This window comes from Campylobacter concisus (assembly GCF_003048405.1).
GTDB lineage: Bacteria > Campylobacterota > Campylobacteria > Campylobacterales > Campylobacteraceae > Campylobacter_A > Campylobacter_A concisus_Q.
This window is the reverse complement of record NZ_PIQS01000003.1, coordinates 1-25828: the sequence shown is the minus strand read 5'-3', so window position 1 is coordinate 25828 and position 25828 is coordinate 1. Positions and strand designations below refer to the sequence as shown.

Annotated in this window: 31 protein-coding genes; 23 read left to right on the top strand and 8 right to left on the bottom strand. The window is 35.7% G+C overall.

What is annotated here, in order from left to right:
* Window positions 1-6 precede the first annotated feature (6 nt).
* The 7 genes from napG (at window position 7) to CVT18_RS07065 (ending at window position 5061) form a co-directional block, all read left to right on the top strand.
* Window positions 7-765, top strand: a complete 759-nt coding sequence (napG, locus tag CVT18_RS07095) for a ferredoxin-type protein NapG (RefSeq protein WP_103629246.1) — start codon at window positions 7-9, stop codon at window positions 763-765.
* On the top strand, window positions 762-1553 hold the full coding sequence (gene napH, locus CVT18_RS07090; RefSeq protein ID WP_103629223.1) for a quinol dehydrogenase ferredoxin subunit NapH: 792 nt from the start codon (window positions 762-764) through the stop codon (window positions 1551-1553). Before napG ends, napH begins: the two co-directional genes overlap by 4 nt.
* Window positions 1550-2077, top strand: coding sequence for a nitrate reductase cytochrome c-type subunit (locus tag CVT18_RS07085; protein ID WP_021090505.1), 528 nt, complete (start codon window positions 1550-1552; stop codon window positions 2075-2077). Before napH ends, CVT18_RS07085 begins: the two co-directional genes overlap by 4 nt.
* A complete protein-coding gene (locus tag CVT18_RS07080; RefSeq protein WP_103629224.1) occupies window positions 2077-2544 on the top strand; it encodes a 4Fe-4S ferredoxin in 468 nt (155 codons plus the stop codon). The genes CVT18_RS07085 and CVT18_RS07080 overlap by 1 nt, the downstream gene beginning before the upstream one ends.
* On the top strand, window positions 2541-3476 hold the full coding sequence (locus tag CVT18_RS07075; RefSeq protein ID WP_103629225.1) for a WD40 repeat domain-containing protein: 936 nt from the start codon (window positions 2541-2543) through the stop codon (window positions 3474-3476). Before CVT18_RS07080 ends, CVT18_RS07075 begins: the two co-directional genes overlap by 4 nt.
* Window positions 3473-3814, top strand: coding sequence for a chaperone NapD (locus tag CVT18_RS07070; RefSeq protein WP_103629226.1), 342 nt, complete (start codon window positions 3473-3475; stop codon window positions 3812-3814). The genes CVT18_RS07075 and CVT18_RS07070 overlap by 4 nt, the downstream gene beginning before the upstream one ends.
* A gap of 284 nt (window positions 3815-4098) precedes the next feature.
* On the top strand, window positions 4099-5061 hold the full coding sequence (locus CVT18_RS07065; protein ID WP_103629227.1) for a TerB family tellurite resistance protein: 963 nt from the start codon (window positions 4099-4101) through the stop codon (window positions 5059-5061).
* Between the two features lie 41 nt (window positions 5062-5102).
* Here CVT18_RS07065 and CVT18_RS07060 read toward each other — a convergent pair whose 3' ends face one another.
* From CVT18_RS07060 to CVT18_RS07050, 3 genes are read right to left on the bottom strand one after another with little or no spacing between them, the layout of a single operon-like run.
* Window positions 5103-5645 carry an SCO family protein gene (locus tag CVT18_RS07060; RefSeq protein WP_103629228.1) on the bottom strand — a complete coding sequence of 181 codons (543 nt, stop codon included), beginning with the start codon at window positions 5643-5645 and terminating at the stop codon, window positions 5103-5105.
* Window positions 5646-5654: 9 nt separating this feature from the next.
* Window positions 5655-6068, bottom strand: a complete 414-nt coding sequence (locus CVT18_RS07055; protein WP_199907365.1) for a hypothetical protein — start codon at window positions 6066-6068, stop codon at window positions 5655-5657.
* A gap of 53 nt (window positions 6069-6121) precedes the next feature.
* A complete protein-coding gene (locus tag CVT18_RS07050) occupies window positions 6122-6544 on the bottom strand; it encodes a copper chaperone PCu(A)C (RefSeq protein WP_072594846.1) in 423 nt (140 codons plus the stop codon).
* A 137-nt stretch (window positions 6545-6681) separates the two neighbouring features.
* On the opposite strand from CVT18_RS07050, the gene CVT18_RS07045 reads away from it, so the two are divergent.
* Genes CVT18_RS07045 through CVT18_RS07025 form a run of 5 tightly spaced genes read left to right on the top strand, consistent with a single transcriptional unit; the run spans window position 6682 to window position 9728 of the window.
* Entirely contained in the window at window positions 6682-7647 is a 966-nt protein-coding gene (locus tag CVT18_RS07045) for a L,D-transpeptidase family protein (protein ID WP_021090919.1), read from the top strand.
* Between the two features lie 2 nt (window positions 7648-7649).
* On the top strand, window positions 7650-7889 hold the full coding sequence (gene cmeU / locus CVT18_RS07040) for a CmeU family protein (protein ID WP_107824366.1): 240 nt from the start codon (window positions 7650-7652) through the stop codon (window positions 7887-7889).
* Window positions 7882-8895 carry an alanine racemase gene (locus CVT18_RS07035; RefSeq protein ID WP_107824365.1) on the top strand — a complete coding sequence of 338 codons (1014 nt, stop codon included), beginning with the start codon at window positions 7882-7884 and terminating at the stop codon, window positions 8893-8895. Before cmeU ends, CVT18_RS07035 begins: the two co-directional genes overlap by 8 nt.
* 9 nt (window positions 8896-8904) lie before the next feature.
* Window positions 8905-9336 carry a peptide deformylase gene (locus CVT18_RS07030; RefSeq protein WP_103629232.1) on the top strand — a complete coding sequence of 144 codons (432 nt, stop codon included), beginning with the start codon at window positions 8905-8907 and terminating at the stop codon, window positions 9334-9336.
* Window positions 9327-9728, top strand: coding sequence for a flagellar protein FlaH (locus CVT18_RS07025; RefSeq protein WP_103629233.1), 402 nt, complete (start codon window positions 9327-9329; stop codon window positions 9726-9728). The genes CVT18_RS07030 and CVT18_RS07025 overlap by 10 nt, the downstream gene beginning before the upstream one ends.
* A gap of 238 nt (window positions 9729-9966) precedes the next feature.
* Here CVT18_RS07025 and htpX read toward each other — a convergent pair whose 3' ends face one another.
* Genes htpX through ribA form a run of 5 tightly spaced genes read right to left on the bottom strand, consistent with a single transcriptional unit; the run spans window position 9967 to window position 12526 of the window.
* Window positions 9967-10836: a zinc metalloprotease HtpX gene (gene htpX / locus CVT18_RS07020; protein ID WP_103629234.1), complete on the bottom strand. Its 870-nt coding sequence runs from the start codon at window positions 10834-10836 to the stop codon at window positions 9967-9969.
* Entirely contained in the window at window positions 10823-11209 is a 387-nt protein-coding gene (locus CVT18_RS07015) for a hypothetical protein (RefSeq protein WP_103629235.1), read from the bottom strand. The genes htpX and CVT18_RS07015 overlap by 14 nt, the downstream gene beginning before the upstream one ends.
* Complete coding sequence (locus tag CVT18_RS07010; protein WP_009294554.1) at window positions 11206-11400, bottom strand: hypothetical protein; 195 nt, start codon at window positions 11398-11400, stop codon at window positions 11206-11208. Before CVT18_RS07010 ends, CVT18_RS07015 begins: the two co-directional genes overlap by 4 nt.
* Window positions 11397-11963, bottom strand: coding sequence for a 16S rRNA (guanine(527)-N(7))-methyltransferase RsmG (gene rsmG / locus CVT18_RS07005; RefSeq protein WP_103629236.1), 567 nt, complete (start codon window positions 11961-11963; stop codon window positions 11397-11399). Before rsmG ends, CVT18_RS07010 begins: the two co-directional genes overlap by 4 nt.
* Window positions 11963-12526, bottom strand: coding sequence for a GTP cyclohydrolase II (ribA, locus tag CVT18_RS07000; protein WP_103629237.1), 564 nt, complete (start codon window positions 12524-12526; stop codon window positions 11963-11965). The genes rsmG and ribA overlap by 1 nt, the downstream gene beginning before the upstream one ends.
* Before the next feature lie 68 nt (window positions 12527-12594).
* On the opposite strand from ribA, the gene hemB reads away from it, so the two are divergent.
* The 11 genes from hemB to CVT18_RS06945 all read left to right on the top strand — a co-directional run bounded on the left by hemB (window position 12595) and on the right by CVT18_RS06945 (window position 25490).
* Window positions 12595-13566, top strand: coding sequence for a porphobilinogen synthase (hemB, locus tag CVT18_RS06995; protein WP_103629238.1), 972 nt, complete (start codon window positions 12595-12597; stop codon window positions 13564-13566).
* A gap of 1 nt (window position 13567) precedes the next feature.
* Window positions 13568-14485 (top strand): ornithine carbamoyltransferase, encoded by a 918-nt coding sequence (gene argF, locus CVT18_RS06990; RefSeq protein WP_107824364.1) that lies wholly within the window; start codon window positions 13568-13570, stop codon window positions 14483-14485.
* Window positions 14482-14967 (top strand): DUF2603 domain-containing protein, encoded by a 486-nt coding sequence (locus CVT18_RS06985; RefSeq protein ID WP_084040706.1) that lies wholly within the window; start codon window positions 14482-14484, stop codon window positions 14965-14967. The genes argF and CVT18_RS06985 overlap by 4 nt, the downstream gene beginning before the upstream one ends.
* A complete protein-coding gene (gene hemN / locus CVT18_RS06980; RefSeq protein WP_103629240.1) occupies window positions 14960-16321 on the top strand; it encodes an oxygen-independent coproporphyrinogen III oxidase in 1362 nt (453 codons plus the stop codon). The genes CVT18_RS06985 and hemN overlap by 8 nt, the downstream gene beginning before the upstream one ends.
* 116 nt (window positions 16322-16437) lie before the next feature.
* A complete protein-coding gene (locus CVT18_RS06975; RefSeq protein ID WP_103629241.1) occupies window positions 16438-18108 on the top strand; it encodes a TolC family outer membrane protein in 1671 nt (556 codons plus the stop codon).
* A gap of 20 nt (window positions 18109-18128) precedes the next feature.
* A complete protein-coding gene (locus CVT18_RS06970) occupies window positions 18129-18785 on the top strand; it encodes a transglutaminase-like cysteine peptidase (RefSeq protein WP_021090757.1) in 657 nt (218 codons plus the stop codon).
* Complete coding sequence (locus CVT18_RS06965) at window positions 18782-20731, top strand: LapD/MoxY N-terminal periplasmic domain-containing protein (RefSeq protein WP_103629242.1); 1950 nt, start codon at window positions 18782-18784, stop codon at window positions 20729-20731. The genes CVT18_RS06970 and CVT18_RS06965 overlap by 4 nt, the downstream gene beginning before the upstream one ends.
* 3 nt (window positions 20732-20734) lie before the next feature.
* On the top strand, window positions 20735-22873 hold the full coding sequence (locus tag CVT18_RS06960; protein ID WP_107824363.1) for a type I secretion system permease/ATPase: 2139 nt from the start codon (window positions 20735-20737) through the stop codon (window positions 22871-22873).
* A gap of 2 nt (window positions 22874-22875) precedes the next feature.
* Window positions 22876-24342 (top strand): HlyD family type I secretion periplasmic adaptor subunit, encoded by a 1467-nt coding sequence (locus CVT18_RS06955; RefSeq protein WP_107824362.1) that lies wholly within the window; start codon window positions 22876-22878, stop codon window positions 24340-24342.
* Entirely contained in the window at window positions 24342-24833 is a 492-nt protein-coding gene (locus tag CVT18_RS06950; RefSeq protein WP_103629244.1) for a DUF5416 family protein, read from the top strand. The genes CVT18_RS06955 and CVT18_RS06950 overlap by 1 nt, the downstream gene beginning before the upstream one ends.
* An 18-nt stretch (window positions 24834-24851) precedes the next feature.
* On the top strand, window positions 24852-25490 hold the full coding sequence (locus CVT18_RS06945) for a response regulator transcription factor (RefSeq protein WP_107824361.1): 639 nt from the start codon (window positions 24852-24854) through the stop codon (window positions 25488-25490).
* The last annotated feature ends 338 nt before the right edge of the window (window positions 25491-25828 follow it).

Sequence of the window (25828 nt, the reverse complement as noted above, 5' to 3'; positions counted from 1 at the left end):
AGCGATATGGGATTTTCAAGTAGGCGAGAGGCTTTAAAATTTGGAGCAAAAGTAGCGCTTTTAGCTCTTGGCGGAGGCTTTGTTTGGTCGCTTAGTGCCAAAGCTTCGCCACTTATGCTTCTTAGGCCTCCTGGTGCAAAAGAAGAGAAGCAATTTTTACAAAGCTGCATTAGGTGTGGGCTTTGCGTAGAGGCTTGTCCATTTGATACGCTAAAGCTTTCATCGCTAGAAGATGGCATAAGCATTGGAACGCCTTATTTTGAGCCTAGAAAAATTCCTTGCTACATGTGTGAAAATATCCCTTGTGTGCCAGCCTGTCCGACTGGAGCTTTGGACGTAAATTTAGTAAGCACAAAAGGTAAGCTTGACATAAATAAGGCCAAAATGGGTGTTGCGGTGGTCGATATGAAAAACTGCGTGGCATACTGGGGCATACAGTGCGATGCTTGTTACAGGGCTTGTCCTCTTTTGGACAAAGCCTTGTATCTTGAATATCGCCGTAACGAAAGGACGCAAAAGCATGCCTTTTTGCTTCCAGTGGTCGATAGCGACATTTGCACCGGATGTGGTTTATGTGAGCGAGCCTGTATCACTAAAAAAGCAGCCATTACCGTGCTAAACCGTGACGCTGTGCTTGGCAAAGTAGGCGATAACTACGTCAAAGGCTGGATCAAAGAAGATGAAAGACGCATAGACGATGCAGACAGCAAAATAAAGCTTGACATTAAAAAAGCGACTGATTATCTAAATGGTGGTGAGCTATGAAATTTTTAATCTTAAGACGAATAACTCAAATTTCTATCCTAGCGCTATTTATTCTAGGAAATTTTTATGGAGTTAAGATACTTAGCGGAAATTTAAGCTCATCTTTGCTTTTTGGAAAAATTCCACTAAGCGATCCATTTGCTTTGGTTCAAATTTTACTTGCAAGCTTTAGTGCCGGCATAAATGCAATTATTGGAGCTGGCATTATCTTTGCATTTTACGCACTGGTTGCTCCAAGAGCGTTTTGTTCGTGGATATGCCCAATAAATTTACTAACCGATATCGCTTTTAAACTAAGAGAAAAATTTGGCTTTAAGGGCGAAAAAGTCTTAAATGTGAGTAAAAATTTACGTTATTACTTACTGGCTCTTGCTCTTATATTAAGCCTTGCTTTATCTTATCCAGTATTTGAGAGCATTAGTTATATTGGCATTATTCAGCGTGGCATTATTTACGGCTCAGCTAGTGCTTTAGGCATAGCGGTTGCGATCATTGCTTTTGATATGTTTGTGTTAAAGCGTGGCATTTGCTCGCACATTTGTCCACTTGGTGCCTTTTATGCCATCATCTCAAAATTTGCCCTAATTAGAGTAAAACATGATGCCCAGGCTTGTACAAAATGTATGAAATGTAAGCTTATTTGTCCAGAGATGCAAGTGCTTGATATGATCGGTAAAGAGAGCCGCTCGGTAAGCTCAAGCGAGTGCATAAGCTGTGGCAGGTGCATTGATGTTTGTGGAGACGGGGCTTTGAAATTTAGTATTAGAAATTTAAGGAGAGAAAAATGAAAATAAAAATAATGATGCTTGGAGGATTGTGCGCTGCGTTTTTTGCGGCATGTGCTTTTAATAATCCAAGCATTAGTGATTCGCAAATCGGCTTTAGAAATATCGATTTGCTAGACGATAAAGACGTTGTATTAAAAGATGTGAACTACACAAAAGAGCCAGCTGGTATGTCAAAGAAATTTGATAGGTCTTTTGAAAATGCACCGCCATTTATCCCACACGATACTGAGGGTTTAGTGCCTATCACAAAGGATATGAATATGTGCGTAACCTGCCATATGCCTGAGTTTGCAAAAGATAGTGGAGCAACACCGATACCATCATCTCACCTTTATGACATCAGAAATAAAAAAGATCTTGCAGGCAAGCTTGATGATGAAAGATATAACTGCACAACATGCCACGTTGAGCAACAAACTGGCTTAACTCAGCTAGTCGGTAATAAATTTAAGCCTGATTTTAGAGATAAAAACGGCACTCATAAGTCAAACTTGCTAGATGTTTTAAACGATGGTGTTAAATAATGCAAAGCAGGCGAGAGCTTTTTAGTAAAATTTTGGGGGCAAAATCTGCTCCCAAATTTATAACTCCACCATTTTTTAGCGGAGAGTTTGACTGCGGTGGATGCGATGCTAGCTGTGTAAATGCTTGTGAAAAAGAGCTTCTTAGCTTTGAAAATGAAAGAGTAATTTTTAAAGTTAAAAAGCTGGGCTGTGACTTTTGTGAAGAGTGTGCAAAAGCCTGCCAAAGCAGTGGCAAAACGACATTAAATTTAAACTCGCCAAAGAGTATAAATGCAAAAGTTAGCATAGATGTTGGTAGCTGTCTAGCGTGGAATGATACGATCTGCTACAACTGCCTTGACGTTTGCAAATTTAAAGCAGTCGAATTTCTTGGCGTTTTTCGTCCTATTGTTAATCAAAACTGCGTGAGCTGCGGCGAGTGCTTTGATGTTTGTTTTAAAAATTCACTTCAAATGGAGGCTTTATGAGGGCTTTGTTTTTTCTTTTTTGTATTTTAGGTTTTGCTTTTGCAGGCGAGATCACGACGCCATATAAACAAATAGAGGCTAGTGCAAATGTGCTTAGCACTACGCTAATAAATGGCAAACTTTTTGTGGCAACTGATGGTGGAACGGTCGAAATTTATAATCCTAAAGAGTCTAAATTTGAAGAGATCATCAAGATGGATGATATAAAAACCTACGTTAGTGATCATGAAAGACCAAAAATTTTAAGTATTGATGAATTTGATGGCAAAACTCTTATACTTAGCGAAGGTGATTACGCTACAAAGGTGCTTCATCTAAGAGAAAATGGACAGATGAGAAGCATAAAAGTGGATAATCAAGCGATAAAAAAGGCATTATTTTTAGATAATGAGCATGTTGCGCTTGCTTCAATTAGCAATGAAATTTATTTTTTAAATCTAAAAAATGGCGAAATTTATGATAGCTTTAAAATTTCAATTGCGATGCTTTCAGATATGGAGATAAGCGAAGATAGAAGCACGCTAGCTATCGCTTGCGAGAGTGGGAAGGTCTACTTTTATAACATAAAAGCTAAAAAAATGGATCAAATTTTAGATATTCATACAGATAATATCTACGACGTCTCATATAAAAATGGCGTCATGATCAGTGGAGGTACCGACAGGATCGTGGGGATATTTTCAGCTGGAAGCCTAAAAAAGATAAATACTGGCTTTTTGGTCTATGGCGTCGGCCTTAGCGATGATGGTAGAGTGGCGGCTTATATGAGCGATGAGATGAGTGATGTAAATTTAGTTGATAGTAAAAGCTTAGAAAATATCGCAATGCTAAAAACTGGACAAAGTACGATAAATAGCATAGTTTTTATAAGCGATAACGAAGTCGTAACTTCAGCCTATGAGAATAAAATTTTGTTTTGGAGAATTAAATGAATATTTCAAGTTTGATAGTTTATACGGACAATAAAAATGAAAGTGTAAAAAATGAGATAAAAAAGCTAGAAGAGTGTGAAATAATAACTGACGCAGACGATAGAATCGTAGTGGTAGTTAGCTCAGATAGTATTGAAGATGAGATAAAAAATTTTAAAAAGATAGAAGCTATCAGTGGAGTAGTGAGCGTTGCGATGGTTTATAGCTATCAAGAAGATGCCGAAGAAAATAGGAAAAAGCTAGAAGAAAATGGCAAGATAAGTGAAATTTTAACAAGTGATGAGGTAAAAGCTGAAGATATTACTTATGGCGGCAGCGTGCATCATAGAGTGAAATAGTAAAACTTAAATTTTTAGCTTTTGCATTATGATTAAAATTTATAGCGCAAAGGCCTACCTTTCGTATAGATCTTCTTAATAAATTCGTTGCTAGTACTGCTTATATTTAATTAACTTTGTTTGGCTTGTAGATTTAAGTATAAAAAGATAAATTGCCCTTCAGAAAAAAACGATTTACTTCATAAATCTTTTAAAGGAGCAAAAATGCTAGATAAAATAGGCGAAGGGATAAATGAAGGTCTGCAAAATGCAATTTCAAGTGTTATTGTAAGTAAGCAAGCAGATTGGAAAAAGGTGGTGTACCAACAATTAGCAGTATAGAAAGCATTATAGATAAGTATAGCTACCTAAATGCAAGTATTTCAGGTGGTGCAGGACTTATTCCTGGGCCTTTTGGTATGGCAGCTGCAGTACCTGAGATTGTTTCAATTATTAGAAATCAGATAGCAATGACTGCAGATATTGCGAGGGCTTATGGTTATAAAGAGCCGCCAAAGGAGATTATTATGGAGGCTTTGTTTGCAGCCTCAGGTAACATAGCAACAGGTCTTATAGTAATTCAAGGACAAAAGTTAATTGTAAAGCGTGCTAGTCTTAGTGTTCTACAAAAGTTAATACAAATTTTGGGTGGAAAAATTACTCAGCAAGCATTAAAATCAATGGCAGCAAAGTGGATACCCCTTGCAGGTGCTACAGCAATGGCTGCTTGGAGTAAATATAGTACAAATAAAATTGGCAAAAAGGTAAAAGAGCTTTTTAGTAAAGAGATAGCTTTTGATGAAGATTTGGTAGAAACTGAACTTACTGCAGTAGAAAAAGACGAGATTTTATCTCAAATTCCAAATTTCATAAATGGTCTTGAAAAGGCAAATGCAGAGCTTGCAAATTTTATAGATGAGAAACAGCAAATTGTAAAGTCTAAGATTGAAATTTTTATAAATTTAATGAAAATTGATGGATATTGCGACGAAAGAGAGAAGAAAATCATTTATGAGTTTATAGATGACGCCAAATTAAATAGTGATGAAAAAGCTAGATTGCTATCTCTTACAAATAGTAACGAAAAGGTAGAAGTAAATCTTGATGTATTTAAGGGCAATGCTCTTGAAATTTCAACACTGATGATAGACCTTGTGGCGATCGCTAAAGCTGATGAAAAAATAGAGATGAGCGAAAAAATATATTTAAAAAGTATAGCAAGTGAATTAAATTTTAGTTTAGAAGATCTTGAGATGATGCTTGCATAAAGAATTTTAGTAGGCCAGTTTTGGCTTACTAAATTTATAGTCTAAGGTCTATCTTTAATCAAATTTAATAAATTTTCTCCAATGTTTTCATTTGTTAGGTTTGAAATTTCTTTATAAAAATTTCCTTTTTTGTCTATTAAATATATTGAAGAGCTGTGAGCAACAGAGTAGCCCATGGCTGAGTTTTCAAGACGGACTTTTTGAAATTTTACACCATAGGTTTTTGCCACTTCTTTTAAGGTATTTAGTTTTAATCCATCGGCATCTTTGTAGAAATTTTTTGCCATTAGAGTTAAATTTTCAGGAGTGTCGCGTTCAGGATCAAGCGTAATAAAAAGTAGCTCAAAGTCATCTCTTTTTAGTTTATTTAGTTCATCGCCAATCAAAGAGAGTGCAGTAGGGCAGACATCGGGGCAAAAAAGATAACCAAAATATATAACTTTGTACTTTCCGTCGTAATTTTTAAGACTTACTTCACCATTTTGTGAAAGTGCCTTAAAATCATACTTGTTTGGCTTTATTAGCAAAAGTGCAACACCTATACAAATTAAGATTATTATTAAGCCCCAAAATGCCTTTTTCATCGTTACCCTCTATAATTTTAGATCAAGATCTACAAAAAAACCAGTTTCTTTTTCGCCATCAAGCACTTTAAATCTATATCTCATAAGCTCGACAACGCAAGCACTTAGCACTACTTGAGCAGTTAAGTTATCGCCTCTTGGCTCAAGTCTTGCTTTGATCGATCCCATATTCATATTTATGCCGTCTATCTCAAGACTAGGATTTTTTAGCCCTAAATTTTTACCATTAATGATTTTAAAGCTAAAAGGCCTCATAGCATAAATAGGTCTTGGCGAGATGTCTATTTTTAGCTTTACGCCTTTAAATTCCATCTCACAAGATTTATTGTTTAGATCACATTTCAAAGGATCTAGCGATGTGTTTACATCGGCAAATTCAGGTGGATCTTCCTTGCTTGTTGTCATAAGCTTATAGCCTATCAAAAAAGCACCTAGAACAATAAAGATAAATGAAAAAATAATTATGATTTTTTTCATTATTTAAAGTTTTTAGTTACTCCGATATTATCAAGCTTTATGCTCTCGCCATTGCTAAATTTTAGCTCTAAATCAACTTTATCACCATCTTTTAATGGTTTATTTAGATCCATAAGCATAATGTGTAAACCGCCAGGAGCTAGTTTTGTTTCGCCATTTTTTGGGATCACAGCATCTTCGATTTGAACCATAGCCATCATACCATCATTCATTTTGTGTGTATGAATTTCTGTACTTTTGCAAACGCTTGAATGAGCACCGATGAGCTTTACATCAGAATTTGAAGCATTTTTTATATCCATAAAAATTGCACTATTGTTTGTGCCAGGTTTTGTATCTCTAGCTCTAACATTTTCTAGGCTGATATCAGCCGCCATAAGAGCAGAAGCTGCAAGCATCGCACCAAAAACGATTTTTTTCATATTTTTCCTTTGTGATAAAATTAATAATGGTTTTCACATTATACATTTAGAACTACTTAATTTACCTTTAAAATCTAAAAATATAAATTTTTTAGGATATAATTACGGACTAAATTTTACTTTTTGGGATATTTCACTTGAAAAAAATTATATTTTTCTTCATCGCGTTATCGCCTTGTCTTTTTGCCCAAAATTACGAAGAAATTTACTTAAAAAATGGCTCAGCTGCTGTTATTGATGCCATCGAAAAAAATATTTTAAGTAAGGATTACTGGCTAAAAAAGCTTGAAGGCAAGGATGTAAGATATGGATATTATGACAATGAGATACTTCTAAGTGTAGTTGATAAAACTAAAAAGAAGCTCGAAGTGATCTCTTATAATGGCGGCATTACAAAAAAGCTTTTTAGCTCAAGCGTTATAGTTGGCAAAAATGGCGATAAGCTTCTTGAAGGCGATCTAAAAACACCGGTTGGAGTGTATCAGCTTACACGTAGATTTACGCCAAATGATAGATATCTTGGACCGCTTGCATTTTCGCTTTCATATCCAAATTTACTTGATAAGCTTGCAAAGCGAAATGGTGGCGGTATTTGGATACATGGCTATCCGCTTGATGGTCAAAGGACAGATGAGCTAAAAACAAAAGGCTGCGTGGCTATGCAAAATGATACTTTGATGAAATTTGATGATGTAGTGGATCACAAAAAAACACTTGCATTTATTTATGAAGATAAGCGTCCAGAAGCTAGTGCAAAAGATATTGCAGTGATCATTTCTGGGCTTTTAGGCTGGAAAAAGACCTGGAGCGAGAGCGACATTGAAAACTATCTTAAATTTTACGATAAAAACTTTGAGCGATACGATGGTATGAGCTTGGAAAAATTTAAAAGTATGAAGCGGGCTATTTTTTCTAAAAAAGAGAAAAAACGCATTAGTTTTTCAAATTTTCTCATCACGCCTTATCCAAATCTTAAAAACGATAGGCTTTTTCGTGTGAGTTTTTATGAGGATTATGTTTCAGATACGCACAAATTTGCTGGGCAAAAGACGCTTTATGTGAAGCTTTATAACGATGATATGAAAATTTTTATAGAGGAGTAAAAGTGGAAAAATCTCAAGAAGTAAAAGAAAAAATCGAAAAAATTTTAGAGGCAAGAGCTGCTTTTTTTGCTGAGCTTGACCGCCAAGTTCCAAAGAAATATGGTACTGATGTTTTTGATTTTAGCAAAGTAAAAGAGGCTGATCTGAAAGAAATTTACGCTAAATTTTATGCATTTGACTACAACGTAAGAAAACTTTTACCGGATGTTTATACTGCCTTTAATGTGAATTTTAATGTCTGAAATACGCCTAAATAAAGCTTCATATATCCATAACCTCACTCAAATTTGTGCTAAAGCTGGTGGCAAAGAGAAAGTAATAGTTGTATTAAAAGACAATGCTTATGGCCATGGCGCAAGGCTTATTGCTAGTGAGGCTAAAAAATTTGGCATAGAAATTTGTGCTGTAAAAAGTGAGTTTGAAGCAGATGAAATTTCTGACATATTTGAAAATATTCTCATTCTCTCACATATCCCAACCGGAAATGAAAGTAGTAAATTTATCTATGCGATAAACGACATAGACGCACTTTTAAAGATAAAAGAAAATACAAAAATCAACCTTGCAATCGACACTGGTATGCATAGAAATGGGCTTGATATAAGTGAGCTTGATTACGCGTTTGAAATTTTAACAAGAAAGAATTTAGAGCTTCTTGGAGCTTATACTCATTTTCGTGCAAGTGATGAGCTAAATGCTGATTATTTTGTGCAAAGAGAAAATTTTAGGGCTGCAAAAGAGAAAATTTTAGCTCTTTGCGATGAGTTTGGTATAAAAAAACCGATCTTTCACTCTCACAACTCAGCTGCTCTTGAGAGAGCAGCAGAGCTTGAAGATGATATGGTGCGTATTGGTATTGCCCAGTATGGATACTCTCAGTTTAATGATAGTTTGGGGTTAAAGCCGGTACTTTCGCTATGGGCAAGAAGAGTTAGTAGGCGTATTTTAAAAAGTGGTCAAAGTGTTGGATATGGCGCTAAATTTAACGCAAAAGAAGATATAAATGTAGCCACTTATGATCTTGGATATGGTGATGGATTGCTAAGATACAATGGATGTGGCGAGCTAAGACTTGCCAATAACGAGCCAATACTGGGCAAAATTTCAATGGATAGCTTTAGTTGTAAAGATAGCGGCGAGTGGGTCTGTGTCTTTGAGGATGCAAATGTTTGGGCGAAATTTTTTGATACGATAAGTTATGATATTTTAGTAAAGCTCTCGCCAAATATAACTAGAAAATTTATATAAAGGTAATGTGTGAAAAAGATTGTTTTATTAGCTCTTGCTAGCCTTGCTTTTGGTGTGCAAGAGAGTGAGTTTAAAATTTATGAGCAGATACTAAATCAGCTTGATACTAAGCAGATCCCAGCCTTTGTCGTCCAAACTGCAAAGCCAAATTTACCAAGCAGAGTCGATGAGATGATCACGCTAAAAGATGTAAGTAGCAGTGGGCTAAACATACATGGTGAGTTTGTTTTAAACGAGACCAAGACAAAGAGGATAAAAGGCTACAACAAAGCTCAAATTTTAGCTTTAAAAGATGAGTTTTATAAAAATGGAAAAGATGCGCTTTGTAACTCAGGTATGGCTAGAGCTGTGCTAAATCGTGGCATCACACTAAGTGGTAGTTACGGCTTTGAGGATAGGCATTTTTTTGATATAAATTTGGATAAAAGTAGTTGCGAGTAGCACTTTTTTTACTATTTTTTTACTCGCTTGCCCTAGCTCTTACACCAGATATAGCAGCGAAAAATCACGCAACTTACTACAAAAAAAAGCTTCCATTTATCTGCACGCCAACACTGACACTTAATGATATCTTGAATGTCGGCGATACGCTCATTTATAGATATGCCATCAAACACGCAAGAAAGCAAGAGATCAAAAGGCTTGAAGAGAAAGAGCTTTTGGAATTTATCGAAGCTATCAAAAAGGAAAATTTACGAACCGCTTGCAAAGATAAAGAGATCTTAAATATGCTAAGCATCGGTGTCACCTTGGATGAGCTTTTTTATTCAGAAAATGGTGAGTTGATCTTTGAGTACACTATAGAAGATCGCGACTGCAAGAAATTGCAGTGAAATTTGGGGTTAAATTTTGGTTTTTTGGTTGTAAATTTGATATTTTTGTAAATTTTAAATTTTATTTACTTGCAAGAATCGACTACTAAAATTTGATTTTGCCCACCGCTTGGCTCAAATTTTAGATCCGAGATTACTCGCTCATAAAATTAAAATTTCTTGTAAATGTCTAAATTTAAAGCCAAAAAAGATGGTAAAAAGAAGAAATTTAGCCCAAATTTTACTAGAACTAAATTTTCTACATGCCTCTTTTTATCTCTTGTTCAAGTCTTTCAAGCTCAGCGATCCTATCGCTAGTGCTTGGATGCGTTCTAAAAAGTACGCCAAGCTTGTTAGTTAGCGAGCCAAATGGATTTACGATAAACATATGAGCGCTTTGCTCGCTTGCGTTTTGCATAACGTAAGAATTTGAGTAGCTCTCAAGCTTTCTTAAAGCACTTGCAAGCCACTCTGGATGTCCTGTTAGATAGGCTGCGCCTTTGTCCGCCTTGTACTCGCGCTCCCTTGAGATCGCCATTTGGATGATTGTGGCAGCTATTGGCATGAGTATAGCAAGTGCTAGCATAACGATGGCATTACCGCCGCCTCTTCTTGAACCGCCACTCTGCCCAGCAATACCGCCAACTTTAGCAAAATTTGCAAGCATTGCGATAGCACCAGCTAGTATGGCAGCGATTGAGCCAGTTAGGATGTCGTAGTGTCTTACGTGGCTTAGCTCGTGAGCTAGCACACCCTCGATCTCGTTTTCATTTAAAATTTTTAAAAGCCCCTCGGTGACCGCGACAGCTGCATGGCTTGGGTTTCTGCCCGTGGCAAAGGCATTTGGTACCTCTTCTGGTATGATGTAAATTTTTGGCATAGGCAAATTTGCCTTTTGTGTGAGGCGAGATACGATCTCATAAAGCCCGTGAGCGTTACTATCATCGACTGGAATGGCGTTATATCTTTTTAGTACGAGTTTGTCGCTAAAAAAATATGAGAAGATATTTGCGCCAGCTGCCATCAAAAAGGCGATCATCATGCCTTGTTCGCCACCAACATATCCGCCAACAGCGATAAAAATTAACATTAAAGCAACCATTAAAAAAGCAGTTTTAAAAATTTCCATTTTTGTCCTTATTTTTTATAGCGTTTGGCAAGATTGCAGCATCGATGTTAAATTTTGTAAGCTGTGTAAGCTCGCTTTCATCTTTTATCAAAACAGCTATAAGCGCGTCAAATAGATAACTCTCAGCAATCTTTGCTAGATCTTTTGCAATGTCAATATCTGCGATAATAAATTTTGCTCTAGCCGCGTTTGCGATAATGGCTTCATTTGCATCCGTCACAAAAACGCTAAAACTTGCTTCAACTTCTAGTGCCCTTTTTATGAAATTTCTATCAAATTTAAAGAGATTTTGCCTGCCGTTTGAAATCTCATCTTCACTTTTGCAAAGAAATAGCGGCTCAAATTTGATCAGTTCATCGCCTAAAATTTTCATCTCTCACCCTTTATGCACTCTTTGCAGATGTATTTTCCGTCTCTTAATACCATTTGGTCGATGTCACTAAAGACACCGCATTTGCTACACTCTTCGAAGTTGCTGGTGCTTATCTTGTCGCTTTTTTTTCTATTTTTAAAAAATATGATGTAAATCGCAACCAAAATCGCTACAAAAAGCAAGTATTTCAATGTTTTTCTCCATGATTTTTTAGATTAAAAAATATGTAATTTCTATTTTTTTCATTATAAATTTTTGCGTCTATGCCTGAAATTTCCTCCATGACGCTTGAGCCTTTGTAAATGAGAAAGTTGGTCTTTTCATCGTAAAACCCATCGCAAATTCTTATAAGCTCTTTTGTCTTGCTAAGCGCCCTTGAAGTGATGAGATCAGCCGTAAATTTATCTGCAAGCTCGATCTTTTGGCTATGAACTTCTAAATTTTGCAAGCCAAGCTCGATCTTAGCATAGCTTAGAAATGATGACTTTTTGGCTATTGGCTCAAAAAGATGCCACTTCGTTTGAGACATCGCAAGGGCTAAAAATATCGCTGGAAAGCCAGCCCCACTACCAACATCGATCGCCGTTTTGGCGCTTAGGTCAAAAATTTCAAGCGGTCTAATGCTATCAAGCACCTGTTCGCTTATATCTTTATAGTTGCTTAAGCTATGAACCTTGTTAAATTTAGCAAAAATTTGAGCGTAAGCCTTTACTTTTTCGTCAAATTCTGCCGGCAAGCAAAGCTCATTTTTCATTACAAAATATGCCCCATTTGCTCTTTTTTGACCTTTAAGTAGCCTTCGTTAAATTTATTTGGTTTGATGACGATAGGCACGCGTTTTACGATCTTTACTGAGCTTAGTCCGTGAAGTTTTAAAGGGTTATTTGTGAGTAAATTTACCTCTTTTATGCCGTAGTGATTTAGGATAAAATCAACCACTTCGTAAGTCCTCTCATCAGCCTTAAAACCTAGCTGGTGATTAGCCTCAATGGTGTCAAAGCCCTTATCTTGCAGGCTATAAGCGTTTATTTTGTTTAAAAGCCCGATATTTCTGCCCTCTTGACGCAGGTAGATGACCATGCCACCATTTTCTTCGATATATTTTAGGCTCGCTTCAAGCTGGTCGCGGCAGTCGCACTTTAGGCTTCCGATCGCATCGCCAGTTAGGCATTCGGAGTGAATTCTAAGATTTACCACCTCACTCAAAGGCTCTTTGTAGATCACGAGGTGCTCTTTTGCCCCTTCTTTGAAGGCTTGAACCTTATAAGTGCCAAATCTTGAGGGTAGATTTGCGACATTTGAAATTTCTATTTTCATTTTAAATTTACTCCAACTGTGCTAAACTAGCTAAAAATCACGCATTTTAACAAAGAAAAGGCAAAAATATGTTTAAACGTTTTAGAAGATTAAGAATAAATCCAGCCCTAAGAGACATGGTAAGAGAGACTAGCCTTAGCGTAAATGACTTCATCTATCCGCTCTTTGTGGTCGAGGGCAAAGGCGTTAAAAACGAGATCGCTTCGATGCCAGGCGTCTATCAAATGAGTATCGATGAAATTTTAAAAGAGTGCGAAGAGATAGTAAATTTAGGTATAAAATCGATCATTTTATTTGGCATACCAAGCCTAAAAGATAGCGTTGGCAGCGATGCACTAAGTAATGATGGCATCATCGCAACTGCACTTAGAGCCATAAAAGATAAATTTCCAAATTTGGTAGTCGTCACCGACCTTTGCTTTTGCGAATACACAGACCACGGCCACTGCGGCATAATCGACCATGTGCATAACACCATCGACAACGACGCAACGCTTGAAATTTCAGCCAAGCAAGCCTTGATACACGCTCAAAATGGCTCTGACATGATCGCACCAAGCGGCATGATGGATGGCATCATCGCAACGCTAAGAGAGGCGCTTGATAGCAATGGCTTTGAAAATTTGCCAGTGATGGCTTACTCAACCAAATTTGCCTCAGCTTACTACGGACCATTTCGTGACGTGGCGCAAAGCGCACCAAGCTTTGGCGATAGAAAGAGCTACCAAATGGACAGCGCAAACCGCTTGGAGGCAATCAACGAGAGCTTGCAAGACGAGGCGCAAGGCGCTGATATCTTGATGGTAAAGCCAGCGCTTGCCTATCTTGACATCGTTAGAGAGCTTAGGAATTTGACACTTTTGCCACTTTGCGTCTATAACGTAAGCGGCGAGTACGCACTGCTAAAAGCTGGCGCAAAAGCCGGTATCATCGACTATGAGCGCGTTATGATGGAGACATTAATCGGCTTTAAAAGAGCAGGGGCAAATTTGATCATCACCTATCACGCAAAAGAAGCGGCTAAAATTTTAAGGGGCTAAGATGAGGCACTTTTTGACGCTAAATGACTTTAGCAAAGATGAAATCGAGCAGATGATAAATTTAGCCCGCAAGATCAAAAAAGAGGCGAAGGCTAGAGAATTTAAGCCATATCTTAAAGACCAAAAGCTTGCGATGATATTTGAAAAAAGCTCGACTAGAACGAGAGTAAGCTTTGATGTGGGCATGTATGAGCTTGGCGGATATGCGCTATTTTTAAGTAAAAATGATATACAAATAGGCCGCGGCGAGCCAATCCGCGACACCGCTAGAGTGATAAGCAGGATGTGTGACATGGCTATGCTAAGGGTCGATAAGCACGAGACACTAGAAGAATTTGCTAAATTTTCAAGCGTGCCAGTGATAAACGGACTAAGTGATAAATTTCACCCAGTTCAGCTCATGGCGGACTATCTAACCATGCTTGAATTTGGTGTAGGAGAGAAGGTCGCATACGTAGGCGATGGCAACAATATGACTCACTCGTGGCTCATGCTAGCTAGCAAACTTGGACTTGAGCTAAGAGTCGCCACGCCAAAAGGCTACGATGTAGACGCTGAAATTTTAAAGATGGCTAATGAAAACGCGAAAATTTCAGGTGCGAAAATTTTTATCACAAATGATATAAAAGAAGCGGTAAATGGTGCCGATGTAGTGACTACAGATACTTGGGTATCGATGGGGCAAGAGGCTGAGAAAGAAAAGAGGCTAAAAGACTTTGCTGGATACTGCGTGAATGAAAATCTGATGAGCTTAGCTAAAAAAGATGCGATATTTTTGCACTGCTTGCCAGCTTATAGGGGCTACGAGGTGAGCGAGGCAGTTTTTGAGAAGCACGCAGATGAAATTTTTAGCGAGGCTGAAAACAGACTTCATGCCCAAAAAAGCGTGATGGTCTGGCTGGATGAGAGAAGAAGATGAGCAAAGAGAAAAATATATATGATGAGATAGATGAGATCGGCAATAACCTTGGGCTGAGTAGCCCTGAAAAGACGATCTTTGAGATAGTTTCAACAAAAAATCCAAATGAGCATATTTTAAATTTAAAAAGTGGCTCTTGGGACTCAAAAGAGCCGTGGTTTGGTATTGATGAAAATCAAAATTTACACACAGTAATCTCTGTAAAATCGCTTTCGGCTTTGATCGAGGCCTTAAAAGAGTCGCAAAAAGAAAATTTTGATCTAAGGCTTGAAAAGACGATCTGGCAAAATATACCGGTTGATTTTAGCGATGTTTGGGTGGTTGCTATGGATGAGATAAAAAAGATCGCAAGCGATAAAAAAAGTAGGCAATTTAATATTGATCTTGACAAACTAGTAAAAAATATCAAAAAAGAGCACCCAAATTTATTTGTAGACATAAAAGAGGTGATTCAAATGGCAAGGAGTAGGGCAGATGATTGATTTTAGTGCTTATGTGAAGTATTCAAGGCCAGGGCCAAGATATACTAGCTATCCGACAGCACCAGAGTTTAGTGATAAATTTAGCTATGAAGCTTATATAAAAGAGCTTGAAAATCGTGATTTGAATCGACCGCTTTCGCTTTATTTACACTTGCCATTTTGCAGAAGTGCTTGTTATTTTTGTGGCTGTAATGTCATTTACACGAGCAAAGAGGATCGCAAAGAGAAATATATAAGATATATAGAAAAAGAGCTTGAAATTTTAGCTCACCACCTGGACACTAGCGCTGAAGTCTTACAGATGCACTTTGGTGGCGGTACCCCGACATTTTATAATGCCGCTCAGCTTGATGAGATTATCAAACTTATCAAAGCTAAATTTAAAAATTTCTCAAAAGAGGCTGAGATAAGCTGCGAGATAGATCCGAGATTTTTAACAAACGAGCAGCTTGATGTGCTCATATCTCATGGCTTTAATCGCATAAGTTACGGCGTGCAAGACTTTGATGAAAAGGTGCAAAAAGAAATTCATAGAATTCAGCCCTATGAGATCACCCAAAATGCTGTAAAAATGGCTAGAGAGAAGGGTATAAAATCAATAAATATGGATCTGATCTACGGTCTGCCGTATCAAAGCCTAGAGAGCTTTAAAAAGACGCTTGAACTAGCCCTCACACTTGATCCCGATAGACTTGCGGTATTTAACTACGCTCATGTGCCATGGATAAAAAAATCAATGCGTAAATTTGATGAAACCACATTGCCAAATCCAGAAGTGAAGCTTGAAATTTTAAAATTTACAGCTGAGTTTTTAACCAAAAATGGCTATAAAATGATAGGAATGGATCACTTTGCAAAGCCAAATGATGAGCTTTTTGGTGCTCTTGCAAATGGTACTTTGCATAGAAATTTTCAAGGATATACGACAAAGGGTGGCGCTGATCTCATTGGCATAGGCATCACAAGTATTGGCGAGTGCAAAAGACACTACGCGCAAAATCATAAAGATATGGACGAGTATGAAAAGGCGATTGATGCTGGAAAATTGCCATATGCAAAGGGAATTTATCTAAACGATGAAGACTTGCTTAGAAAAAGTGTGATCATGAGTTTGATGAGTAATTTCGGGCTTAATATTAAGGCAGTCGAGGATGAATTTTATATAAATTTCTTTGAACATTTCAAAAATGAGCTTGAAGAGCTAAAGAATTTAAGTGAATTTGTCGATGTTACGGCAGATAAGATCAGCGTTAATGAGACAGGAACGCTGATAATACGAAATATTGCAATGTGTTTTGATGAATATCTAAAGAAAATTCCCGAGAATTTAAGGCGTTTTTCTAAAACTATATAAAAATTATTTTTTTGTCATAAGATATTTAAAATACATTTAATTTTTCTTGGTGTATAATTCGCATCAAAATTTAAGTATAGACTTAATAATAAAAATAAGGTAAAAGGATCTTAGTTATGAAAAAGATGTTAGCAATTAGTGCTTTGGCAGTAACTGTGCTGTCAGCTCAAGATGTTCCTTATAGGATTTTTCTAGCTTCATTTGCACAAGATGATAATCAGGCTAGAATTGATAGTGTTGTTAATAAAGTCAATAGCAAAATCTCTGACAGCAGACTAACTACAGGTATCTATGAGGTTGGTGGACGAAAATTTTTATATGTTGACACGACTCCAGTCTCTGAGGATGAAGCTAATAGTCTATTAGTTAAAGTTCAAAACGAATCAGGCTATAAAGATGCTTTAATGAGAGCAAAAGCACCTGTGGCTGATACTCAAACAACAAAAAAATCTAATATAGAACAAGCTATATCAACTGAAGTAAAACCAGTAGCACAAGTTGATGATGGAGTTTTGACTTTAGATCAAGTTATAAAGACTATTTTAAATGAAAATCCAAGTTTAAAAGCTACAGAATTTAACTATCTACAAGTTGGTAAAGATCTAAAAATAGCAAAGAATGCCTATTATCCAACACTTGACGCTGCTGCTAGAGTGGGATATGAGAAAAAACGCCTTGATGATGGAGTTTCTACAAGAAGAGGAGATGGAAGAATTTCTGGTACATCTCTAACTTTGGTTGAAAATTTATACAATGGTGGTGCTGATAAAAATAGAATAAATTCTCAAAGCGCAAGACTTGATTCAGCTGCTTATTCAGTAGCACAAGCTGCAGATAGACTTACATTAAATGCTGCAAATGCTTACTTACAAGTTCTTCAAACTAAGAGAATTTTAGACATTGAAGAAGAAAACGTAAAGAGTCATGAGGAAATTTATAGCCAAATTAAAGATAGAGCAAGGTCAGGTTATGGCGTAGCTTCTGAAGAGAGACAAGCTGGATCACGCTATACTTTAGCTCAATCAAACTATACAGCTGCTAAAAATAACTATGAAGATGCACTTTCTACATTTGAGAAATTATATGGAAAAAAAGTTGCAGCTAAAAATTTAGTAATGCCTGAGTTTAGCCTTCCTTTGCCTAGCACGAAAGAAGCTGTTTACAACAAAGCTATCCTTTGCAATCCGTCACTTTTGGTTCAAAAATCAAATATTGCTATGGCAGAGTCAGTTGTAAAAGAGAAAAATGCGCCATTCTTACCAAAGCTAGATCTTGTTGTATCTGGTGCGTATGATCATTCAAATGTTTTATATGATAATTATGAAGAACAAACATTTGACGCACTTTTAAGACTAAACTACAACCTTTACAATAAAGGTAATGATAAACTAGATAAAGAAAAAAGCCAACTTGCCGTTCAACAGGAGCAACAAACTTTGGACAATCTTGTAAGAGAGCTTAAAGAATCTTTGGAATTTTCATGGCAAAATTATGTTCTTAACCAAGAGAAAATGGGATACTTAAATCAACACGTTGAATATGCTAAAGCTACACTTGATGCTTATCAGGATGAATTTAGAATTGGTCGTCGTGATCTTATAAACTTGCTTGATGCTGAAAATGAATATAACTCTGCATTAAAAGAGATCGCTACAACTGAGACAGCGCTATCTTATGCGAAATACAGACTATTAGATAATATGGGAATGATCTCAGATAGCTTTGAACCAGGTTTTGCAAAGAGATACATTCAAGGTGCTTGCAGCATTCAAAACGATTTAAGATAAAAATGTAAAAAGTAATGACCATGAGGGTCAAGACAAATTTTTGGACGCTTATAGTAAGCGTCCTTTTTTTATTATTAGCAAGTGCTATTGGAGATTTTATAAAATCAACAACTATAGCAAAGGTAGCTAAAATTTATGGAGAAGATGCAAGAAGAAGGGCTTCTGCTCTAAATTCTTTAATGGCTTCATTGCAAGATGCAACTGAACAAGAGAAATTAATAAAAGTAAATGACTTTTTTAACTCTTTTAGATGGGTTGATGATATGCAGCTTTGGCACAAAAAGGATTATTGGGCTACTAGAATGGAATTTATAGGAAAAGGTGCTGGTGACTGCGAAGACTACGTTATCGCAAAATATTTTACACTAAAGCAGCTAGGAATTCCAACTCAAAAATTATACTTCACATATGTTAAAGCCTTAAGATACAATCAAGCTCATATGGTTTTAGCATACTACGATACACCAAAATCTATTCCATTAATTTTAGATAACATAAATGGTAAAATAAAAATCGCAACTCAAAGAACAGACCTTGTTCCAGTTTATAGTTTTAATGGTGATTCGCTATACTTGGCAAAACAAGAAGGTCTTGGTCAAGCAATACCAGGTGGAAATAAAAAACAAAATCCTAAGTGGATGGAACTAATAGATAGGATAGGAAAAGAGGATTTATGACGCTATTTAAACAAATTATGATCGCCGTGATAACTTTTGGTATCATGATTTTTATGGCTGTTGGCTACTTAAATTTTAAGAGCCTAAATGGATATATTAATGACCAGCTTGGTGAAAACGCAAGACATACAGCAAATTCGCTCGGACTTGCTTTAAAGCCTATTATCGATCCAGATGACATGTCCTTGGCTCAAACAATGATAAATTCTATGTTTGACAGCGGTAGATACAAGCTTATCAAGCTTGAAGATGTTGATGGCAAGGTTCTTATTGAAAATTCTCAACAAACAGTTGTTAAAGATATTCCTGAGTGGTTTTATAAAATAGCCAAGTTTGAAGCGCCAATAGCAGATAGCGAGATTATGACTGGTTGGGCAAAATTTGGCACGCTTTATGTTCAAGGCAGCACTGCACTTGCCTACAATGAGCTTTATACTAACTCAAAAAATATTTTTAATTTTCTTCTTCTAATGATAATTGCCACTCTTGTGGTGGCATATTTCGCTCTAAAAGCTATTTTTAGGCCGCTTATGAAGGTTCAAGATCAGGCTGAGGCCATACTTGATAATAAATTTATCATTCAAAAAAGAATTCCATTTACAGCTGATCTTAAAAAAATGGTTCTAGCTATGAACTCTATGGTTAGTAAGGTAAAAGACATTTTTGAGAGAGAGGCAGCTACACTCAGTAAATATCAAGAGCTTTTATATAAAGATACAATGAGTGGTGCTAATAACAGAAGATTTTTTCAAACTAAATTTAGTGAGTATCTAGCTAGTGAAGAATATTCAAGTGGTGTTGCTTTGCTTGTTAGTTTTAAAGATCTAATAAATTTAAAAAGTACGCTTGGCTTTGAAAAATGGCAAAGCGTTATAATGAAAATAGCTCAAATTTTACAAGAAAAATCAATCCATAATGATAAAAATGCAATTGTTGCAAGGCTTAACGATAATGATTTCATCGTGCTTTCGTATGGTAGAAATTCATCAAATTTCTTGGCTCTATGTGATGAAATTATGAACGAGTTTAAAAAGCTTTATGCAAATTTTGCGCTAAATGATAGCGAGTATCCAGTAAATGCTGCGATAGTTGAGTATTCACCAAATACTGATATCAAGACACTTCTTACTTCAGCTGATGTTACATTGGCTAGCTCAAGACTTGCTGGAAGCTTTACATATAAGGTATTTAATGAAAATCAAAATACTTTAGTGATTGGTAAAGAGAAGTACAAAGAGCTTATTTTTGACTCAATAAAAGAGGATGAATTTAAATTCGCAGCTCAAAAAGTGATTGATCTTAATTCAAATTTTGAGCAGTATGAGCTTTATTTGAGGCTTGTTGATAAAGATGGTGTATGGCGTATGGCCTCATATTTCATGCCGATGGTCAATGAGCTAAATTTAGGTGCGATGCTTGATCTTCACATCTTAAATAGGGTAGCCAGAATTTTACCGGAGAATATCTTACCAAGTGGCAACTTGGCAATAAATTTGGGCAAAGAGATATTAAACTCAGATGAAAATTTTTCAAAACTCGAAGCTACTCTTAAAAAGATAAGTCAAATTTCGAAATATAAAAACTATATAGAAATTCCAAATAAAGACGATATTAGCATAGAAAGTATAGTTAAGCTTACTAAAAAATTAAAAGAGCTTGGCTTTGGATTTGGTTTTGACCACTTCGAGCTTAATGCAAAAGGTATTGAGAAGCTAAAAGAATTTAACCCTGATTATGTAAAAATTCAGTCAAATGTTTTGATTGACTTCTTAAGTGATAAGTCAGGAGTAAACACAAAACAATCACTTGATGTTGTTTTAAGCTCAAAAGACATTATTTTAATCGCAATCGGTGTTGAAGGCGAAGAGCAGAAGAAAAAGTTAATCGATCTTGGCATTAAAAATATGCAAGGAATTTATATAGATGAAATCAAGAACATTGGATGATAGATGCATAGTGATAAGATAAAAGATGAGCTGCTTCAATGTTTGGTTATTTTTACCAAGCTTCATAATAATCCATACAGTGCCGATGCTTTAACTATTGGCTTGCCAGTAAAAGATGGCGATGAGATTGAGCTTTTTTCACTTAAAAGCTCAAGGTCTTTATTTTCTCGTGCTGCTTCTCGTGCTGGTTTTGCTTCTACCCTTGTAAGAAAAGATCTTGAACAAATCTCTCCTTTAGTTTTACCTTGCATTTTAATGCTTAGAGGCAAAAAAGCTTGCATCTTACAATCTTTTAGTAAAGATAAAAAGACAGCAAATATCATAACGCCAGAACTTTCAACTGGTACTAGCACGATAGAAATAAGTAAATTAAAAGAAGAATATTTAGGCTATGCATACTATCTAAAGCGCGAGTTTGTTCCAGAGGATACTAGCTCAACAAAGCTAATTGATGTGGGCAATGACCATTGGTTTTGGGGAACTCTAAAACGTTCAAAAAAGATTTATTTTGATGTTGTTCTTGCAAGTTTTATTATAAATTTATTTGTTCTTGCTAGTCCGCTTTTTACGATGAATGTATATGACCGTGTCGTGCCAAATAATGCGGTTGAGACACTTTGGGTCTTAGCACTTGGTGTAAGTGTAGTTTATGGTATAGATCTTTTTTTAAAATTTGTAAGATCATATTTTCTTGAGATTGCTGGCAAAAAGAGTGACATCATAATGAGCTCTATTTTATTTGAGCGCGTTATGGATATGAAATTTAGCAATAAACCAAAATCTGTTGGTTCATTCGCTAGTAATCTAAAAGAGTTTGATACGGTTAGAAATTTCTTCTCATCAGCTTCATTGGCAGCCATTGTCGATCTTCCATTTGCGATCATTTTCTTGATAGTTACTTATTTTATAGGAAGTTATATCGTACTCGTGCCAATTGTTATCATGATAGCTATTTTATGTTATACATTTTTTATAAAAGATCCACTTCAAAATGCTATTAAAAGTACATTTGAGGCTTCGGCTATAAAAAATGGAATTTTAATAGAGAGCCTTAGTAGTCTTGAGACCATCAAAACTCTTGGTGCTAGTGGACATATACAGTGGAACTGGGAAGAGGCAACCGGTGAGATAGCAAATAGAAGCATTAAATCAAAAATTATTACAACTTCGATAACGACTGTTACATCTTTTTTAGTGCAATTAAATACTATTGCCATCATCGTTCTTGGCGTCTATATGATACAAGATACGCATCTTACAATGGGTGGTCTTATCGCTGCAGTTATGCTTAGCTCTCGTGCTATCGCTCCTATGGGACAGGTAGCTTCACTAGCTGCAAATTTTGAGCAGACAAAAACAGCCTATCAAAGTCTTAGTAAGATTATGCAAATGCCTGTTGAAAGGCCAGAGGGTAAAAAATTTGTTAGAAGAAATTCTTTTGATGGAAAGATCGAGTTTAAAAATGTAAGCTTTACATATCCAGATACCACAAAAGGTTCGCTTGATAGGATAAATTTTGTTATTCAGCCAGGTGAAAAAGTTGGCATTATAGGCAAAAATGGCTCTGGAAAGACTACTTTACAAAAGCTCATTTTGGGACTTTACTCACCAACTGAAGGCTCAGTGCTAATTGATGGTATTGATATTAATCAAATCGATCCAGCCGATCTTAGGCGAAACATCGGCTATGTTCCGCAAGATGTTGTGCTCTTTAAAGGAACGGTTAGAGAAAATATTGTTCAAAAAGCACCATATGTTGATGATATTCAGATTATAAAAGCAGCTAAAGTAAGCGGAGTTGATGAATATGTAAATGCCCATCCACTCGGATTTGACATGCCAGTCTTTGAAAGAGGTGACGGCATAAGTGGCGGACAGCGTCAAAGTATAGCTGTGGCTAGGGCATTTTTGCTAGATAGTCCTATTATTTTGCTTGATGAGCCAACAAATTCTCTTGATAATACGGTTGAAAATAAGTTAAAAATAAATTTAAAGACAAATACAGCAAATAAAACGATGCTGCTTGTTACACATAGGACGTCGATGCTAGATCTTGTTGATAGGCTTATAGTTATGGATAATGGCAAAATTTTATTGGACGGACCAAGAGATGAAGTTTTAGCAAGACTTAGTGGGAAGTAATCATGCAAGAAGATATCAAGAATAAACAAAATGAAAATCCAAAAACTGAAAAAAGATTAATTTCTGAAAATAACATAAAAGAACAAGAGGAAGCTAGTAATAAAATTTTAAATAGTGTAGATGACATAAAGTCTAATCTTCAAACAAAAAATTATGATGCTTATGATTTGAAATTTATGTCAAGCCTTTCAGAAGCGGTTTTGGCAAAGGCTCCATCGACTTCAAAAAAGATACTTTATGCAGTTAGTATAACTGTATTTTGGCTTCTTATCTGGGCTTCGTGGGCGCAGATAGATGAGATAACAAGAGGTAGTGGCAAGATCATCCCTTCAGGTAAAAACCAAGCGATACAAAACCTTGAGGGTGGTATCGTGGATCAAATTTTTGTAAAAGAGGGCGATGAGGTTAAAAAAGATCAAATTCTAATCAGGCTTGATAATAAAAACTTTACAAGTAGCTACGGCGAGTCAAAGCTAAGGCTTGATGAGCTTCAGGCTAAATTTATGAGGCTTGACGCTGAAGCCAATGATAAAGAATTTGACTATAACGAAACAAGAGATGCGAACAATAGCAAGGCCGTAAGATACGAGATAAGCTTGCACAACTCAAACATCGATCACTTAAATGAGCAAATAGGAATTCTAACAGAGCAGATCCATCAACGCCAAAGTGAGCTAAATGAGCTTAGAAATAAAATTTCTCAAACTCAAAATAGCTACAACCTTGTTTTAAAAGAAAAAGCTATCATGGAGCCTATCTTTAAAAAAGGTCTTGTTAGCGAGGTCGAGTATATCCAGCTTCAAAGACGCGTAAATGACCTAAAAGGCGAGCTTGACGCATCTGTGCTTGCCGTGCCAAGGGTCGAATCGACCATAAAAGAGGCAAAAAATAAGATCGAAGAAGCAAAACTTGCTTTTAAAAACAATGCAAAAAAAGAGCTAAATGAGGTTTCGGCAGAGATTGCAAGGATAAATGAATCACAAATCAGTCTAAGCGATAGAGTAGAAAGAACATATGTAAGATCTCCAGTAAATGGTATTGTCAGCAAAATGATGGCTCATACCGTATCAGGAGTTATCAAGCCTGGTGAAAATATTGCCGAGATCGTTCCTCTTGAGGATAAATTGGTTGCTGAAGTAAAAGTAAAACCAGCTGATGTTGCATTTTTGAGACCTGGGCTTGATACGATGGTTAAATTTACGGCCTATGATTTTAGTATTTACGGTGGTTTAAAAGGCAAAGTAACGCAGATTAGTGCCGATACGGAGACTAATGAAAAAACTGGCGAGAGCTATTATTTGGTCAGGATAGAAACTGAGAAAAATTATCTTGGTAGCGAAGAAAAACCGCTTAGAATAAAAGTTGGTATGATAGTCTCAGCTGATATCATTACCGGCAAAAAGACAATACTTGATTATTTATTAAAGCCTATTTTGAAGGCAAAACAAAATGCCTTAACGGAGAGGTAATGGGCAAGATCGCTTTTTATGATAAGAAATTTGGTGAATACGACATTGAAAAATTTCAAAATTTACAAAATTTCTATCTCATAAAAGATGATTATTGCTGCGATATAGTTAATGATGAAATTGAACGATTTAAATTTAGTGATTGTGAAATAGAATTTTTACAATTAGTAGATGTTACTTGTAGACATAAAAAACTATTTGAAAATATAAAAATTCAAGATGATATAGTAAGAAACATTAAAATTTTAATAAAAGGCTTTGACCAGAGTTTGGATAAATTTGACTTTGATCCTGGAATTTTAAATTTAAATACTCCTTATAAATATGCTATATCACAAGATTTTTTTGAAATGACTATTTTTTTAGAAGAAAAATCCTCAGTGGTTACTAAATTTTTCTCATCAATAGATTACAAGATGCACAAAAATGGCGAAAGTCGTTATATAGAATTCTTTATAAATAGTAAAAAAATTTATGAAAGAATTATATAAATAATCCAAGGAAAGGTAATGCAAGTTATTTTATTTACACAAAATAGTGCATTAAACAATATTTGGAGAAGCTATTTTACTGGCAATAGCGATGTGAAATTTATACATAATAGAAAAGAGTTTTTTTCTCATATAAATGACAATGTTGATATTATAGGCATTGATATTGATGTTTTTAAAGATAATATTGATGATGTTATAAAAAATATAATTGAAAAGTCACCAAATATAAAAATACTCATACTCTCAAATAGACCAACGATAAACGAAGGCAAGCATCTGCTTACACTTGGAATCAAGGGCTATGCAAATTCCCACATGAGAAAGACTCACTTTGAAGATGCTTTTGAAACTATTTTTAATGGAAATATATGGCTTTACCAAGAATTTGTTCAGGCAATGATTAGTGAGCTAAGCGGCTCATATATTAATAGTGAAAGTGAAAAGGCAGATAAAAGGACTGATCTCTCTGAGCTTAGTTCAAGGGAAAGAGAAATTGCAGATTTAATCTATCAGGGTCTAACAAATAATGAAATTTCAGAAAAAACAGGTATTACACTAAGAACAGTCAAAGCACATACAAGCTCGATTTATAGTAAGCTAAATGTAAAGGATAGAATAGGGCTTGTGCTTTTAATGAAGCAGCTTGATGCATAAAATCTTGATTTATTTTTTTAAAAATTAAGATTCTTCTTCAAAAACTATAAATTTTTTATACATGCGCCCATAAGAAATACATACATAACTTTTACTAGCTGAAGAATACAATAAATATAAAATTTTCAAATAAAAAATAATTTGCTAAAATCTTAAATAAAAAATTCTAGCAAATTTATTAATAGCCGAGATAAGAAATCAGAAATTTTAGTCTTCCAAATCGATATCTACTTTTTCAACATTTGTTATGATGTCTTTTGTATTTTTTTCGATATCGTGTTTATTTTTTTCAATAAGTGATCTATTTTGTCCAATCAAATCCCTATTTTCTTTAATAC

Coding starts and splice junctions, on each gene's coding strand:
- CVT18_RS07050 (WP_072594846.1), bottom strand. CDS start 6,544: ATGAAAAAAATCGTTTTTGGTGCGATGCTTGCAGCTTCTGCTCTTATG.
- argF (WP_107824364.1), top strand. CDS start 13,568: ATGAGGCACTTTTTGACGCTAAATGACTTTAGCAAAGATGAAATCGAG.
- CVT18_RS06950 (WP_103629244.1), top strand. CDS start 24,342: ATGGGCAAGATCGCTTTTTATGATAAGAAATTTGGTGAATACGACATT.
- CVT18_RS07015 (WP_103629235.1), bottom strand. CDS start 11,209: ATGAAAATTTTAGGCGATGAACTGATCAAATTTGAGCCGCTATTTCTT.
- CVT18_RS07060 (WP_103629228.1), bottom strand. CDS start 5,645: ATGAAAAAGGCATTTTGGGGCTTAATAATAATCTTAATTTGTATAGGT.
- CVT18_RS06955 (WP_107824362.1), top strand. CDS start 22,876: ATGCAAGAAGATATCAAGAATAAACAAAATGAAAATCCAAAAACTGAA.
- napG (WP_103629246.1), top strand. CDS start 7: ATGGGATTTTCAAGTAGGCGAGAGGCTTTAAAATTTGGAGCAAAAGTA.
- hemN (WP_103629240.1), top strand. CDS start 14,960: ATGATTGATTTTAGTGCTTATGTGAAGTATTCAAGGCCAGGGCCAAGA.
- CVT18_RS07075 (WP_103629225.1), top strand. CDS start 2,541: ATGAGGGCTTTGTTTTTTCTTTTTTGTATTTTAGGTTTTGCTTTTGCA.
- napH (WP_103629223.1), top strand. CDS start 762: ATGAAATTTTTAATCTTAAGACGAATAACTCAAATTTCTATCCTAGCG.
- htpX (WP_103629234.1), bottom strand. CDS start 10,836: ATGGAAATTTTTAAAACTGCTTTTTTAATGGTTGCTTTAATGTTAATT.
- CVT18_RS07085 (WP_021090505.1), top strand. CDS start 1,550: ATGAAAATAAAAATAATGATGCTTGGAGGATTGTGCGCTGCGTTTTTT.
- CVT18_RS06970 (WP_021090757.1), top strand. CDS start 18,129: ATGAGGGTCAAGACAAATTTTTGGACGCTTATAGTAAGCGTCCTTTTT.
- ribA (WP_103629237.1), bottom strand. CDS start 12,526: ATGAAAATAGAAATTTCAAATGTCGCAAATCTACCCTCAAGATTTGGC.
- rsmG (WP_103629236.1), bottom strand. CDS start 11,963: ATGAAAAATGAGCTTTGCTTGCCGGCAGAATTTGACGAAAAAGTAAAG.
- hemB (WP_103629238.1), top strand. CDS start 12,595: ATGTTTAAACGTTTTAGAAGATTAAGAATAAATCCAGCCCTAAGAGAC.
- CVT18_RS06960 (WP_107824363.1), top strand. CDS start 20,735: ATGCATAGTGATAAGATAAAAGATGAGCTGCTTCAATGTTTGGTTATT.
- CVT18_RS06985 (WP_084040706.1), top strand. CDS start 14,482: ATGAGCAAAGAGAAAAATATATATGATGAGATAGATGAGATCGGCAAT.
- CVT18_RS06975 (WP_103629241.1), top strand. CDS start 16,438: ATGAAAAAGATGTTAGCAATTAGTGCTTTGGCAGTAACTGTGCTGTCA.
- CVT18_RS06945 (WP_107824361.1), top strand. CDS start 24,852: ATGCAAGTTATTTTATTTACACAAAATAGTGCATTAAACAATATTTGG.
- CVT18_RS07080 (WP_103629224.1), top strand. CDS start 2,077: ATGCAAAGCAGGCGAGAGCTTTTTAGTAAAATTTTGGGGGCAAAATCT.
- CVT18_RS07035 (WP_107824365.1), top strand. CDS start 7,882: ATGTCTGAAATACGCCTAAATAAAGCTTCATATATCCATAACCTCACT.
- CVT18_RS07070 (WP_103629226.1), top strand. CDS start 3,473: ATGAATATTTCAAGTTTGATAGTTTATACGGACAATAAAAATGAAAGT.
- CVT18_RS06965 (WP_103629242.1), top strand. CDS start 18,782: ATGACGCTATTTAAACAAATTATGATCGCCGTGATAACTTTTGGTATC.